Here is a 14444-nt window from a genome sequence, read left to right as displayed (position 1 = left end):
AGCCCTGAGTGAACACGACATCGCTCCCCGCACGGCCGCGGCGCGAGGCGGTACGGTGGGGCGTGAAGGATGCGGCTACGCGGTCCGAGGAGGGAGCCACCGATGATTCTGCTCCGTCGCCTGCTTGGTGACGTGCTGCGTCGGCAGCGCCAGCGCCAGGGCCGTACTCTGCGCGAAGTGTCCTCGTCTGCCCGGGTCTCGCTCGGCTATCTTTCCGAGGTGGAGCGGGGGCAGAAGGAGGCGTCTTCCGAGCTGCTCTCCGCGATCTGCGACGCGCTTGACGTACGGATGTCCGAGCTCATGCGAGAAGTGAGCGACGAGCTGTCGCTGGCCGAGCTGGCTGCGTCGGCGACGGCCAACGAGCCGGTGCCTGCGGCAGTACGTCCCATGCTCAACTCTGTCTCTGTGACGTCGGTGGCTGGAGTGCCGACGGAACGTGTGACGATCAAGGCGCCTGCGGAGGCGGTGGACGTCGTCGCCGCCTGAGGGCGATCACTCCGTAGCGTTTGACCTGAGCCCGGATCGGTCTTCATGACCGACCCGGGCTTTTGTTATTCCCTGAATGACCGCCTTGTGGTGTTTGTGTCATGGTGGAAGGTGCGTGCGAAGCCAACACAGGAACGCGGCAACACAGGAACGCAGCAATGTGACGTCGTGAAACCGAGTTCGGAACGGAACTGGAGGATCTGCATGTCTGTCGTGAAGAGTTCTCTGTCCGAGGCGAATCTGAAGCTGGTCGGCGAGGCGCTCCAGGGGGCGCTCGTGGACCTGGTGGACCTTTCTCTGGTCGCCAAGCAGGTCCACTGGAACATCGTCGGGCCGCGCTTCCGCTCCGTACATCTGCAACTGGACGAGGTCGTGGCCACGGCGCGGCAGCACTCCGACACCGTGGCCGAGCGGGCTTCCGCGATCGGCGTGACGCCGGACGGGCGGTCCGCGACGGTGGCGGCGACGAGCGCGATCGGGACCGTGCACAACGGCTGGATCAAGGACGTGGAAGCCATTCAGGTCCTGGTGGACGCGCTCGGTGCGGTGGTGACGCGGATGCGTGAGCGCGTGGAGGCGACGGCCGATCCGGATCCGGTGACGCAGGACGTGCTGATCCAGGTGACAGCGGATCTGGAGAAACACGCCTGGATGTTCCAGGCGGAGAGTGCGTAGAACAGTAGAGCTCGTAGAGGGGGAGCCCGTCGGGCGGGGAGCACGTGGACAGGTCTCGGGGCCCGGATTTCAGCGGGGTTATGGGTGGCCGGGTCCCGGGGTGAAGGGCCTGTTCAAGGAAATTCCGGTCCCGTCAACTGTGCGTGACGGGGCGCGATGTGCTCTGGATGCGGCATGGGCTCCGTCGGGGGAGACTTGTGTGGAGAGACATCGTCCGCAGCTGTGGCCGTAGTGGAGAAATCAGTTACCAGTACGGCGGTTTCGGGAGAGGTGTACCTGGCCCGCGCTGTGATCCGCCGGACAGGCTCCGAGCCCGGCAGGGATCGGCCGGACAGGGCTAGGCGGAATCGCGAAGTCCCGCGCGCCGGAGTGTGCATCCGATGCGCCCTCCCCGCAGGTGATCGTGCGGGGCTAGCGTCGGTGGGAGGAGGCAGCCATGGCAAGGCGATGGGTCCTTCTGCCGGCGCTTGCTCTGGGCGGGCTGTGGTGGTGGGCCGTACTGCGCATCGCGCTGGAGCCCGAGCACACCGGGCTGGTGGAGAGCGCGGTGGCGGCGGGCGGTTGGGGGCTGAGCCTGCTGCCGGTGCATGCCGCCTCGTCACGGCGGCAGAGGCAAGGGGAGCAGCGGGGGCGCGGTTCGGAGCGGGGACAGGAACCGGTACGGCAGAGGCTCCGGCCGGGACAGCGTCGGCATCGTCCGGATCCGGAATCCGGTGCACGAGGGCCGTACGACCTTCTCTGACGCATGGTCAACTCGTCGGCCCTGACTGGCAGACGGGGCACCAGTAGACCGGCCTGTCGTCCTGGTCGGCCGTGCGGATGGGGGCGCCGCAGCGAGGGCAGGGACGACCGGCGCGACCGTATACGTACAGCCGCCGACTGCCGCCGGGGCGCTCGCGGTTGGCGTCGAGGAGTTTCTTCGCGGCGGTCACCAGGCGCTCGGGTGAAGGGAGTTCGCCGATCGGCAGCCAGGGGGTCGCGCGGACGAGGAAACACGTCTCGGACTTGAAGATGTTGCCGACTCCGGCGAGATTGCGCTGATCCAGCAGCGCCTCCCCGATGGAGCGGGCAGGGTCGGCGAGGAGATTGCGCAGTGCGGTGGCGGGATCCCAGTCGGGACCGAGCAGGTCGGGGCCGAGATGGCCGACGACTCGCTCCTCGTCGTTGGTGCGCAGCAGTTCCAGTACGGGCAGGCGGTAGCCGACGGCGGTGCTTTCGGCTGTGCCGAGGACGGCCCGGATCTGGTGCGCAGGGCCGCCGCGCCAGCGCTCACCCGGCGCGTACACCTTCCAGGAACCGTCCATGCGCAGATGCGAGTGGAGGGTGAGACCGCCCTCGATGCGGGTGAGGAGATGCTTCCCGCGCGGGGTGACATCGAGGACGGTGCGTCCGGTGAGATCGGCGGTCGCGAACCGGGGGACCCGCAGATCGAAGCGGGTGAGCGGCCGCCCGGCGAGCGCGGCGTGCAGGCGCCGGGCGGCCTGCCAGACGGTGTCTCCTTCGGGCATGCGTCCCATGATGCGCGATGAGGCCCGGACCGGCCGGACCGGCCGATCTTTGCCGGGCCCCGGGACGTCTGGCGCGGACGCGACCGTTTGAGAGCCGTGCGAGGGCGGGGCCGTGCCGGTCCGGGTGCGGTCTTAAGGTGCGGGTCTGTCGGTCCGGAGCGCGTGCCGGGGCTCTCAGGCGCGCACGCGCAGACCTCTCGGGGTGGCGTGGAAGCCCGCTGCTTCCAGGGCGCGGCCCAAGGGAGACGTCAGGGCCGGAGCGCCATTGGTGCGCTCCACCGTGACGGTGCCGAGTGCTCCCGCGCGCGCCGCTTCGGCCAGGGCCTCGGCGGCCGACCGGAGTGAGGGGTCTTCCGGGTCCGTCGGCCAGGCGAGCAGCGTCTTGCCGCCGCGCTCCATGTAGAGAGTCAGCTCACCGTCGACGAGTACGACCAGGGAGCCGGCCTTGCGGCCCGGTTTGTGGCCCGCGTCGGCCGGGGGCTCCGGCCAGGGGAGCGCCGCCCCGTAGGCGTTGGCGGGATCGGCGGCGGCCAGGACGATGGCGCGGGGCGCGGGATGAGCCTCGGCGCGGTCCCGGGCCGTTGCCGCCGCGCGCAGCCGGTCGACCGCGCCGTCCATCGCGAACTGGGCCGCGCCCAGGCCCTCGACGACATAGCCCCGGCGGGCCTGTCCGCTGTCCTCGAAGGCGGACAGGACGCGGTACGTCGCGGAGAAGCCGCCTTCCACGCCTTCGGCCGCGACCGCGCCCCGGGTCACCACGCCATGCCGGTCGAGGAGGGTGCGGGCCAGCGCGTGGGCGCGGTGTGTCGGGTCCGGTTCCCGCTCGGGGAGCAGCGACCAGCGGCCGCTGACCGTCGGTGGGCCCGTGCGGGACGTGGGCCTGGCCGCGGCCGTGAGCGTGCCGTACCGCCCGCGCGGCACCGGGCGCCGCGCGCGGTGGGCGGTGGAGCCCGCGGTGCGGCCGGAACCGAGCAGCGAGCGCAGCGGGGCCAGGGTGTCATTGGTGAGCCGGCCCGACCAGGCCAGATCCCAGACGGTGTCGGCGAGTTGAGGATCGGTCGCGTCGGGGTGGGTGGTGGCGCGGACCTGGTCGGTGATCTGACGGAAGAACAGGCCGTACCCACCCGACAGCGTGGTCAGGACCGATTCGTGGAGGGCTGTCAGCTCCAGCGGATGCGGTGGCGGGAGCAACAGCGGGGCCGCGTCGGCGAGATAGAGCGCGACCCAGCCGTCCTTGCCGGGCAGCGCCCCCGCACCGGCCCACAGCACCTCGCCCGTGGTGGTCAGTTCGTCCAGGAGCGCCGGTGTGTAACCGGAGACCCGGGACGGGAGGATCAGCTTCTCCAGCGCCGATGCCGGTACGGGGGCACCCTGCAACTGCTCGACGGCGCGGGCGAGTCCGTCGATGCCGCGCAGGCTGTTGCCGCGCAGATGCTGCCACTGCGGGAGGAACGTGGCGAGCGCGGCGGGCGCCACCGGCTCCAACTCCTGGCGCAGCGCGGCCAGGGAGCGGCGTCGCAGCCGACGGAGCACGGTGGCGTCGCACCACTCCTGGCCGATGCCGGACGGATGGAACTCGCCCTGCACGACCCGGGAGCCGGCGGCGAGGCGCTGGAGGGCGCCGTCCGTGACCGCCGGTCCCAGGCCGAAGCGCGCGGCGGCCGAGGACGAGGTGAACGGGCCGTGCGTACGGGCATAGCGGGCCAGGAGATCGCCCAGCGGATCCTTGACCGGCTCGGTGAACGCCTCGGGGACACCGACCGGCAGCGCCGTGCCCAGCGCGTCGCGCAGCCTGCCCGCGTCCTCGACCGCCGCCCAGTGCTCGGCTCCGCCGATCCGGACCCGGATGGCGCGGCGGGCCGTGGCCAGGTCCTCGGCCCACGACGTCCGCGCGCCGCGCTCGGCCAACTCCTCGTCGGTGAGCGGGCCGAGGACCCGCAGCAGGTCGGCGACGCCTTCGATGTCCTTGACGCGCCGGTCCTCGGTGCGCCACTGGAGCTCCCGCTCCAGCTCGGCGAGGACGTCCGGGTCGAGCAGCTCGCGCAGCTCGGCCTGGCCCAGCAGCTCGGCGAGCAGGTGGGAGTCCAGGGACAGTGCGGCGGCCCGCCGCTCCGCGATGGGAGAGTCTCCCTCGTACAGGAACTGGGCGACATAACCGAAGAGCAGGGACCGGGCGAAGGGCGAGGGCTCGGGGGTGGTGACCTCGATCAGCCGGACTCGGCGGGACTCGATGTCGCCCATGAGCTCGGTGAGACCGGGGACGTCGAAGACATCCTGGAGGCACTCCCGCACGGCCTCCAGCACGATCGGGAACGATCCGAACTCGCTCGCCACCTGGAGGAGTTGTGCCGCGCGCTGGCGCTGCTGCCAGAGCGGGGTGCGCTTGCCGGGGCTGCGGCGCGGGAGCAGCAGCGCCCGCGCGGCGCACTCCCGGAACCGGGACGCGAACAGCGCGGAGCCCCCCACCTGGTCGGTGACGATCCCGCGGACCTCGCCGCCGTCGAAAGCCACGTCCGCGGCCCCGACAGGCGCCTGCTCGCTGTCGAACGCCGCCCCGGCGCTGTCCGGCTCGTTGTCCAGGAGGTCCAGGCTCATCAGGTCGGCGTCGGGGAGGCGCAGCACAATGCCGTCGTCGGCGTGCATGACCTGTGCGTCCATCCCGTACCGCTCGGAGAGCCGGGCGCCCAGGGCCAGCGCCCACGGGGCGTGCACCTGCGCCCCGAACGGCGAGTGGATCACCACCCGCCAGTCGCCCAGCTCGTCGCGGAACCGCTCGACCAGGATCGTCCGGTCGTCGGGGACGTGACCGCAGGCCCGGCGCTGCTCGTCCAGATACGACAGCACATTTCCGGCGGCCCACGCGTCGAGGCCGGCTGTGAGCAGCCGGAGCCGGGCGTCCTCCTCGGAGAGGGAGCCGACCTCGCGCAGGAAAGCGCCCACCGCGCGGCCCAGCTCCAGCGGGCGGCCCAGTTGGTCGCCCTTCCAGAAGGGCAGCCGGCCCGGGGCGCCGGGGGCGGGGGAGACCAGCACCCGGTCACGGGTGATGTCCTCGATCCGCCAGGACGACGTGCCCAGTGTGAAGACATCGCCCACCCGGGACTCGTACACCATCTCCTCGTCCAGCTCACCGACGCGGCCGCCGCCCTTCTTCGGGTCGGCTCCGGCGAGGAAGACACCGAAGAGGCCGCGGTCCGGGATCGTGCCGCCCGAGGTGACGGCGAGACGCTGCGCACCCGGCCGGCCCGTGACCGTACCCGCCACGCGGTCCCACACCACTCGCGGACGCAGCTCCGCGAAGGCGTCGGAGGGGTAGCGCCCGGCGAGCATGTCGAGCACGGCGGTGAAGGCCGACTCGGGCAGGGAGGCGAACGGAGCCGCCCGGCGGACCGTGGCGAGCAGGTCGTCGGCCTGCCTGCTGTCCAGAGCGACCATGGCGACCAACTGCTGTGCCAGGACGTCCAGCGGGTTGGCGGGCACGCGCAGCGCCTCGATGGAACCGCTGCGCATCCGCTCGGTGACGACGGCAGCCTGCACCAGGTCGCCGCGGTACTTGGGGAAGACGACGCCCGTGGAGACCGCGCCCACCTGGTGGCCGGCGCGGCCGACGCGCTGGAGCCCCGAGGCCACCGACGGCGGTGACTCGACCTGGACGACCAGATCCACCGCGCCCATGTCGATACCCAGCTCCAGGCTGGAGGTGGCCACGACGGCGGGCAGCCGGCCCGCCTTCAGGTCCTCCTCGACCTGCGCGCGCTGCTCCTTGGAGACCGAGCCGTGGTGCGCCCGGGCCAGCACGGCGGGCGCCCCCTTGGCCGCCCCCGCCTGGGCCATGATCTCGGCCGGGGAGTGCTTCTCGGGCATGGTCTGTCCGGTCGCGCGTTCGTACGCGATCTCGTTGAGCCGGTTGCACAGGCGCTCGGCCAGCCGACGGGAGTTGGCGAAGACGATCGTGGAGCGGTGTGCCTGGACGAGATCGGCGATCCGCTCCTCCACATGCGGCCAGATCGACGGCTTCTCCGCGCTCTCCGTCTCCGAGGCGGGGGAGCCGCCCAACTCGCCCAGATCCTCCACCGGGACGACGACGGAGAGGTCGAACTCCTTGCCGGAGGGCGGCTGAACGATCTCCACCCTTCGCTGCGGCGACAGATAGCGGGCGACTTCCTCCACCGGACGCACCGTCGCCGAAAGGCCGATCCTGCGGGCCGGTCGCGGCAGCAGCTCGTCGAGCCGCTCCAGGGACAGCGCCAGATGAGCCCCCCGCTTCGTGCCCGCGACGGCATGGACCTCGTCCAGGATCACCGTCTCGATCCCCGCGAGCGCGTCCCGCGCCGAGGACGTCAGCATCAGGAACAGCGACTCGGGCGTGGTGATCAGGATGTCCGGCGGCTTCGTCGCCATCGACCGCCGCTCGGCGGCCGGAGTGTCGCCCGAGCGGATCCCGACGCGCACCTCGGGCTCCGGCAGCCCGCGCCGCACGGACTCCTGCCGGATCCCCGTGAGCGGGCTGCGCAGATTGCGCTCCACATCGACCGCGAGCGCCTTGAGGGGGGACACGTACAGCACCCGGCAGCGCTTCTTCGCCTCGGCGGGCGGGGGCACCGAAGCCAGCCGGTCCAGGGCGGCGAGGAAGGCGGCCAGTGTCTTGCCGGAACCGGTCGGGGCCACGACCAGCACGTCCGAGCCCTCCCCGATGGCGCGCCAGGCTCCCTCCTGGGCCGCCGTGGGCGCGGAGAAGGCCCCCGTGAACCAGCCGCGGGTCGCGGGGGAGAAGGAGTCGAGCGAGGTCCGTGCCATGTCCCCCATCGTGCACCCGGCCACTGACAATCGCCCGGACCTGGGAAAACGGCCCGTTCCCGGGTGAGCGGAGCGCGAGTGAACGGTGCGGAGGGCGGCGGCGCAGAATGGGAGGCATGGCACCCGGGGAGAAGGCACGGCACTGGCACTACCCCGCGCTGCCCGGTGTCGATCTGCTGCGTGCGCGCTATATCGACAAGACCTTCCTCCGGCACACTCACGAGACCTTCGTCATAGCCGCGGTCACGGACGGGGTCGAGGTCTTTCACCACGGTGGCCGCGATCAGTACGTGGCCCCCGGATCGCTCGCCCTGATCAACCCCGACACTCCGCACACCGGCCGTGCCCAGGGTCCCGAAGGATGGCGGTACGGAGCCGTCTATCCGGCGGTCGACGTCGTCTCGGCGATCGCCGCGGAGACCACCGCGATCCGGGGAACTCCCGGTTTCACGGCGCCCGTGGTCGAGGACCCGTACACCGCCCGCCTTGTCCACCAGGTGCTGCGCGCCGCCGACGAGGGCAACGCGCTCGCGGCCGACACTCTGCTGCGCACCGCGGTGACCAGGCTGCTGGGGCTCAGCGGCGGGCCCCTCCAGCCGCGCCGGACACGGGGCGCGGGGGCGCGGGTCGCGGCACGCGCGCGTGGAGTGCTGGAGGAGAGGATGGCCGACCCACCGACCCTGGAGCGGCTCGCCGCCGACCTCGGCACCGGTTCCTTCGCACTGCTGCGGGCCTTCCGGGACACCTACGGTCTGCCTCCGCACGCCTGGCTCACCGACGCGCGGGTACGCCGGGCCTGCCGTCTGCTGGAGGCAGGTACGGCACCGGCCGAGGCGGCCGTGGCTGTCGGATTCACCGACCAGCCACATCTGAACCGGCACTTCACCCGGATCGTCGGCGTGCCGCCCGGCGCGTACCGCCGGGAGCGGGCGGGTACCCGAAGCCTGTCGGCCTGACCTGCGGCTGCCACCCGCCGGGGTGTGTCAGGGGGCGCAAGAATGTACAAGACGCGTCCGGCACGCTCCGCGTAGCGTCCCGGACGTGCGAGAACAAACGACGTCCGCCTCCGCGGACATACCGGCGGACCCGCCCGCGCGGGCCACACCCGTGAGAACTGCTACCCAAAACGCTCTCCCCGAAGGCGCCACTTCCGAGGACGCCGCCGCAGGGCCCGTCCACGAGCCCAAGCCCGACTCGGCCGTCGTGCGCGACGCGCTGGGCGTCGGCATCGCCGTGGGGCTGTCCGGCTTCGCCTTCGGTGTCACCTCGGCGGGCGCGGGCCTCTCCGTACTCCAGACCTGCGCGCTCAGCCTGCTGGTCTTCACGGGCGCCTCACAGTTCGCGCTCGTCGGCGCGCTGGCGGCGGGAGGCAATCCGTTCACAGCCGCCGCGGGCGCGTTCTTCCTGGGCGTACGGAACGCCTTCTACGGGTTGCGGCTGTCCCAGTTGCTGCGGCTTCCCGGTCCCGTACGGCCCCTGGCCGCCCAGTGGGTGATCGACGAGACCGCGGCCGTCGCCCTCGCGCAGCCCACCCGGCGCAGCGCCCGGATCGGCTTCACCGTCACGGGGCTCACCCTGTACGTGCTGTGGAACCTCACCACGCTGGCCGGGGCGCTGGGCGCGGAGGCTCTGGGGGACACCGACGCGTGGGGGCTCGACGCGGCGGGTCCCGCCGTGTTCCTCGCGCTGCTCGCGCCCATGCTCCGTACAGCCACCGAACGAATGGTCGCGGGCCTCGCGGTCGTCCTGGGGCTCGGCTTCCTGCCGGTACTGCCCGCCGGAGTTCCGGTGCTCGTCGCGGCCCTGGCCGCACCGGCCGTCCTCTGGCTCGAAGGCCGTGGGCTCGCGGCCCGTAGGAGCGTTGTCCGTAAGGACACCGGGCGTACGGCCACGAGCCATGAGGAAACGGACTGTAAGGACGCGGACCGTAAGGACATGGGCCGGAAGGCCGAAGACCGCTGCAAGGGAACAGAGCGTTGAACATCTGGATCGCGATCGGTGCGACCGCCGTCGGCTGCTATCTCGTCAAGCTGCTGGGACTGCTGGTGCCCGCCGGCGCCCTGGAACGCCCGCTCGTCCAGCGGCTGTCGGCCCTGCTGCCCGTCGCCCTGCTCGCCGCGCTGACCGCGCAGCAGACCTTCAGCGCGCACAGCTCGCTCGTCCTGGACGCCCGGGGCGCCGGGCTCGCGGCGGCGGCTCTCGCGCTCGTTCTGCGCGCTCCGTTCCTGGTGGTCGTGGCGGCCGCCGTGGTCGTCACGGCGGGGGTACGGGTGCTGGGCGGCTGACACGGGACCGTCAGCCGATGGCACGGCTGTGCGTCAGCCGATGGCACGGCCGTGCGCGCGCAGTGTCAGCAGCGCTTCGAGGGTCACGATCGGCCGCCCCTCCAGGGCGGTTCCCGGAGCCCACTCCCGCCAGGTGACCGGCCAGCCGCCGTCCTCCCGCTGCCGGCCGGCGAGGAAGTCGAGCGAGCGCTCCAGCTCCTCGTCGGTGAACCACCGGCGGGCCAAGGACTCGGGCACGCGCGCGTAGTCGTGCGGAAAGTGGTGCTCGCCCGGCGCGTATCCCGGCGGTACGGGGTACTCCGTGCGGCGATCCGGATCCAGCACCACCAGCGCCCGCTCCCTGACCAGCCGGCCGAGCCGGTCCGCGGCCGCCTCGGCGCGGGTCCGGTCGGGGACACCGTCCAGAAAGGCGACCGCGGCCATGACCTCGTACGGATGTGACTCCTCCAGCGCGTCGACAGCGGCCCAGCAGAAGTCGGTGGCACGGAAGAGCCAGGCGTGCCACACCCGATTGCGATGCAGCAGCCCCACCACCGGGCCCGTCGCCAGCAGGTCCCCCGGCGGATCGTCGACGACCGGGAGGAAGGGCGCGTACGGATAGCCCCGCAGGGAGGGATGGAGCGCGGGCAGCGCCCCCTCGGGTGTCGACACCGCCGTGAGATAGCGGCAGATCCGCTCAACCCGCGATCCGCCGCAGCGGCCGATGGAGTCGAGGACGCGTAGCGCGTGCGCCGTGTGGAGGGGCTGGCTGACGGGGCCGCGCAGGTCGGGTTCGAGTCCGTGGCCGTACCCGCCGTCCTCCTCGCGGTACGCCGTGAGGGCGGCCTCCACGGCGTCCTCCCCGCGGTCCCCACCGCCTCTCCCGCCCGCTCCGCCCCCACCGGCCGGGCCTGCCACCGCCGGCCCGCCGTCCAGGAAGTGGTAAGCGAACCGTCGTTGTTCGAGCACCCGGGCCGTGAGCCACACGAAGTGCTCGGCGCGGGCGAGAGGAGACGCGGAAGGTGCTGCGATACCGGCCATGGTCCGACCGTAGGACGGAACGGTCCGGAACGAGAGAGGACCGGACGGGACGCACTCTCAGGGGCGCGATACTGAGGGCATGCGGTTGACGAATTTCTGGGAGCGGATGGCGGACCACTTCGGCGCCGCCTACGCCGATTCCTTCGCCCGTGACCATGTGATGGCCGAGCTGGGCGGCCGTACGGTGCACGAAGCGCTCGACGCAGGCTGGGAGGCGAAGGACGTCTGGCGTGGAGTCTGCGCCGCCATGGGAATCCCGGCCGAGAAGCGATGACGCACATGTGGGAGGCCCGACCGAACCGGGACCGTGGCACAAGTTGTCACAGCGGTAGGCGAGACTGGCACCGTGGCAGCGACTGACAACCCCGCATCGGACGTAGAACCCCCGATCCCTCCGACGATTCCTGCGCCCGGCTCGCCTCAGAGCGCGCCGGGCGGCACGCCGTCGCACGGGCCGTCGGGCACGGAGCCGTCCCCTGCCGACGCTGCCGCCGACGCCGGCGGCAGCGTCCGGATGCCTCGCTGGCTGCCCCGCGCCATGGTCCTCGCGCTGGCGCTCATCGCCTGCTTCCAACTCGGCAGCTGGGCGTTCTACCAGCTCATCGGGCTGCTGACCAATGTGCTGATCGCCTTCTTCCTGGCGCTGGCGGTCGAGCCGGCCGTCAGCAGGATGGCGGCCCGCGGGATGCGGCGTGGACTCGCCACCTTCCTGGTCTTCTTCGGGGTGCTGATCGTGGGCGTCGGCTTCGTGGTGATGCTCGGCTCGATGCTGGCGAGCCAGATCGTCGAAATGGTCGAGTCCTTCCCCGCGTACCTCGACTCGGTGATCAACTGGTCCAACCAGACGTTCCACACCGAGCTGTCCCGGGTCGCCGTCCAGGACAGCCTGCTGCACTCCGACTGGCTCCAGCGGTACGTGCAGAACAGCGCGACCGGTGTTCTCGATGTCTCCACCACTCTGCTGGGCGGCCTCTTCCGGCTGCTGACGATCTTCCTGTTCTCGTTCTACTTCGCGGCCGACGGACCCCGGCTGCGGCGCGCGCTCTGCTCCGTGCTCCCGCCCGCCAAGCAGGCCGAGGTGCTGCGTGCCTGGGAGATCGCGGTCGACAAGACCGGCGGCTACATCTACTCGCGCGGGCTGATGGCGCTCATCTCCGGTCTCGCGCACTACGTGCTGCTGGAGTTCCTGACCGTGTCGTACGCGCCCGCGCTCGCGGTGTGGGTGGGCCTCGTCTCCCAGTTCATCCCGACCATCGGCACGTATCTGGCGGGCGCCCTGCCGATGCTGATCGCCTTCACGGTGAATCCCTGGTACGCGCTCTGGGTACTCGGATTCGTCGTGATCTACCAGCAGTTCGAGAACTACATGCTCCAGCCCAAGCTCACCGCCAGGAGCGTGGACATCCACCCGGCGGTGGCCTTCGGCTCGGTGATCGCGGGTACGGCGCTGCTGGGTGCGGTCGGCGCGCTGGTCGCGATCCCGGCGATCGCCACGCTCCAGGCATTCCTCGGCGCCTATGTGAAGCGTTACGACGTGATGGACGACGAGCGGGTGCGGGGCGGCAGGCCGCGTGGCCGCCGGGTTCTGCGGCAGATGCGCCGTGCGCTGCGCGCCGGCAACGACCCGCGGCCGGCCTCCGAAGAGCTGGGCGAGCCCAGGTAGCCGGAGAGCCCCGGAACGGAGCGGGCGGTCCCGCAGGGGCGTACGCCCCTGGTCTCGCGTGTGTGGACATGCCGCGTGGTGCGCTTGACACTGAAATCGAACATCCATTCTTATGGAAGTGCGGCCGGTGCTTCCCGGGACCGGCAGGCGAGAGTGTTCCGTGGAGTCGGCCGCAGAGGTTTGAGCGGAGTTGTCCACAGGCCGGGAGGTCGTCGAGGCGCGTTGTCAGTGGCAGGGGATAGCGTCTTTGACGTGAAGCGATCGACTCAAGCAAATCGGGTGGAACCCATGGCAGGAACCGACCGCGAGAAGGCGCTCGACGCCGCTCTCGCGCAAATTGAACGGCAATTCGGCAAGGGCGCGGTGATGCGCCTCGGCGAGCGGCCGAACGAACCCATCGAGGTCATCCAGACAGGATCGACCGCGCTCGACGTCGCGCTCGGCGTCGGCGGCCTGCCGCGCGGCCGAGTGGTGGAGGTGTACGGACCCGAGTCGTCCGGTAAGACGACTCTGACGCTGCACGCTGTGGCGAACGCGCAGAAGGCCGGCGGTGCGGTGGCCTTCGTGGACGCCGAGCACGCTCTCGACCCCGAGTACGCGAAGAAGCTCGGTGTCGACATCGACAATCTGATCCTGTCCCAGCCGGACAACGGGGAACAGGCGCTCGAGATCGTGGACATGCTGGTCCGCTCCGGGGCGCTCGACCTCATCGTGATCGACTCCGTCGCGGCTCTGGTGCCGCGCGCGGAGATCGAGGGCGAGATGGGTGACTCGCACGTCGGTCTCCAGGCGCGGCTGATGAGCCAGGCGCTCCGGAAGATCACCAGCGCGCTCAACCAGTCCAAGACCACCGCGATCTTCATCAACCAGCTCCGCGAGAAGATCGGCGTGATGTTCGGCTCGCCGGAGACCACGACCGGTGGCCGGGCGCTCAAGTTCTATGCCTCGGTGCGCCTCGACATCCGCCGTATCGAGACGCTGAAGGACGGCACCGACGCCGTCGGTAACCGCACGCGCGTCAAGGTCGTCAAGAACAAGGTCGCGCCGCCCTTCAAGCAGGCCGAGTTCGACATCCTCTACGGCCAGGGCATCAGCCGCGAGGGCGGCCTGATCGACATGGGCGTCGAGAACGGCTTCGTACGGAAGGCCGGCGCCTGGTACACGTACGAGGGCGACCAGCTCGGCCAGGGCAAGGAGAACGCCCGTAACTTCCTCAAGGACAATCCCGATCTCGCCAATGAGATCGAGAAGAAGATCCTGGAGAAGCTGGGCGTCGGTGTCAGGCCGGACGCGCCGACGGGTGAGCCCGGTGTGGACGCGGCCGGTGCTCCGGCCCCGGTCGAGGACTCGGCGAAGCCGGTGACCGTTCCTGCCGCCAAGGCCAAGTCGGCCAAGGCGGCAACGGCCAAGAGCTAGTTCGTACCGTGCCTTACGCGAAGAGGCGGCGAACCGAATGGCCGGGCGGCAGCCCCGACTCGTCGAGGGCCGAGCAGGAGCTGTCGCCCCAGGAACCGGCGGAGCGGGCGCGGGCGATCTGTCTGCGTCTGCTCACCGGGACGCCCCGCACCCGTAAACAACTGGCGGACGCGCTGGAGAAGCGGGAGATCCCCGAGGACGTCGCGGAGGAAGTGCTCTCCCGCTTCGAGGACGTGGGGCTGATCAACGATGCGGCGTTCGCGGATGCCTGGGTGGAATCCCGGCACCACGGCCGGGGCCTGGCCCGGCGCGCTCTCGCACGTGAGCTGCGTACGAAGGGGGTGGACGCTGCCCTGATCGACGAGGCGGTCGGGCAGCTGGACTCCGACCAGGAGGAGGCGACCGCTCGCGAGCTGGTCGCCCGGAAGCTCCGTGCCACCCGTGGCCTGGAGCGAGACAGGAGGCTGCGACGGCTCGCGGGCATGCTGGCGCGCAAGGGGTATCCGGAGGGGTTGGCGCTGCGGGTGGTCAAGCAGGCGCTGGAGGAAGAGGGCGAGGACACCGAGGGTCTGGACGAGGGACTTTGCTGAGACCCGA

12 protein-coding genes and 1 pseudogene are annotated in these 14444 nt (G+C 71.2%); 10 read left to right on the top strand and 3 right to left on the bottom strand.

Translation table 11 applies throughout. The features are described from left to right. The first annotated feature begins 102 nt into the window (after positions 1-102). The 3 genes from ACIQD6_RS20580 to ACIQD6_RS20570 all read left to right on the top strand — a co-directional run bounded on the left by ACIQD6_RS20580 (position 103) and on the right by ACIQD6_RS20570 (position 1903). A complete protein-coding gene (locus ACIQD6_RS20580; RefSeq protein ID WP_401884410.1) occupies positions 103-486 on the top strand; it encodes a helix-turn-helix domain-containing protein in 384 nt (127 codons plus the stop codon). A 204-nt stretch (positions 487-690) separates the two neighbouring features. Next, positions 691-1161, top strand: a complete 471-nt coding sequence (locus ACIQD6_RS20575; protein ID WP_401884409.1) for a Dps family protein — start codon at positions 691-693, stop codon at positions 1159-1161. A 436-nt stretch (positions 1162-1597) separates the two neighbouring features. After that, a complete protein-coding gene (locus tag ACIQD6_RS20570) occupies positions 1598-1903 on the top strand; it encodes a hypothetical protein (RefSeq protein ID WP_401884408.1) in 306 nt (101 codons plus the stop codon). 7 nt (positions 1904-1910) lie between these two features. Here ACIQD6_RS20570 and ACIQD6_RS20565 read toward each other — a convergent pair whose 3' ends face one another. Beyond that, positions 1911-2669: an Fpg/Nei family DNA glycosylase gene (locus ACIQD6_RS20565; RefSeq protein ID WP_401884407.1), complete on the bottom strand. Its 759-nt coding sequence runs from the start codon at positions 2667-2669 to the stop codon at positions 1911-1913. Positions 2670-2843: 174 nt separating this feature from the next. Further along, positions 2844-7463, bottom strand: coding sequence for an ATP-dependent helicase (locus ACIQD6_RS20560; protein WP_401884405.1), 4620 nt, complete (start codon positions 7461-7463; stop codon positions 2844-2846). 107 nt (positions 7464-7570) lie between these two features. Here ACIQD6_RS20560 and ACIQD6_RS20555 point away from each other — a divergent pair, with 107 nt between their 5' ends. The 3 genes from ACIQD6_RS20555 (at position 7571) to ACIQD6_RS20545 (ending at position 9748) form a co-directional block, all read left to right on the top strand. Beyond that, complete coding sequence (locus tag ACIQD6_RS20555) at positions 7571-8419, top strand: AraC family transcriptional regulator (RefSeq protein ID WP_401884404.1); 849 nt, start codon at positions 7571-7573, stop codon at positions 8417-8419. A gap of 151 nt (positions 8420-8570) precedes the next feature. Next, entirely contained in the window at positions 8571-9443 is an 873-nt protein-coding gene (locus ACIQD6_RS20550) for an AzlC family ABC transporter permease (RefSeq protein ID WP_401884403.1), read from the top strand. Further along, a complete protein-coding gene (locus ACIQD6_RS20545) occupies positions 9440-9748 on the top strand; it encodes an AzlD domain-containing protein (protein ID WP_401884402.1) in 309 nt (102 codons plus the stop codon). The genes ACIQD6_RS20550 and ACIQD6_RS20545 overlap by 4 nt, the downstream gene beginning before the upstream one ends. Before the next feature lie 33 nt (positions 9749-9781). Here ACIQD6_RS20545 and ACIQD6_RS20540 read toward each other — a convergent pair whose 3' ends face one another. Then, positions 9782-10768 (bottom strand): hypothetical protein, encoded by a 987-nt coding sequence (locus ACIQD6_RS20540; RefSeq protein ID WP_401884401.1) that lies wholly within the window; start codon positions 10766-10768, stop codon positions 9782-9784. A 79-nt stretch (positions 10769-10847) separates the two neighbouring features. Between ACIQD6_RS20540 and ACIQD6_RS20535 the strand changes: the two genes are divergently transcribed. The 4 genes and pseudogenes from ACIQD6_RS20535 to recX form a co-directional block, all read left to right on the top strand. Continuing rightward, the gene (locus ACIQD6_RS20535) at positions 10848-11042 is read left to right on the top strand and encodes a DUF3046 domain-containing protein (protein ID WP_401884400.1); all 195 of its coding nucleotides are present in this window, start codon (positions 10848-10850) and stop codon (positions 11040-11042) included. Positions 11043-11282: 240 nt separating this feature from the next. Further along, on the top strand, positions 11283-12431 hold the full coding sequence (locus tag ACIQD6_RS20530; protein ID WP_401884398.1) for an AI-2E family transporter: 1149 nt from the start codon (positions 11283-11285) through the stop codon (positions 12429-12431). 288 nt (positions 12432-12719) lie between these two features. After that, positions 12720-13847: a recombinase RecA gene (recA, locus tag ACIQD6_RS20525; RefSeq protein WP_401884397.1), complete on the top strand. Its 1128-nt coding sequence runs from the start codon at positions 12720-12722 to the stop codon at positions 13845-13847. Next, positions 13736-14437: pseudogene (recX, locus tag ACIQD6_RS20520) on the top strand (recombination regulator RecX); the annotation flags it as partial. The gene recA and the pseudogene recX, both read left to right, overlap by 112 nt. Positions 14438-14444: the final 7 nt, after the last annotated feature.

The sequence above is a fragment of the Streptomyces sp. NPDC088400 genome (assembly GCF_044753355.1).
Lineage (GTDB): Bacteria > Actinomycetota > Actinomycetes > Streptomycetales > Streptomycetaceae > Streptomyces.
The sequence above is the reverse complement of the archived record's forward strand: the minus strand, read 5'-3'. Positions and strand labels throughout refer to the sequence as shown.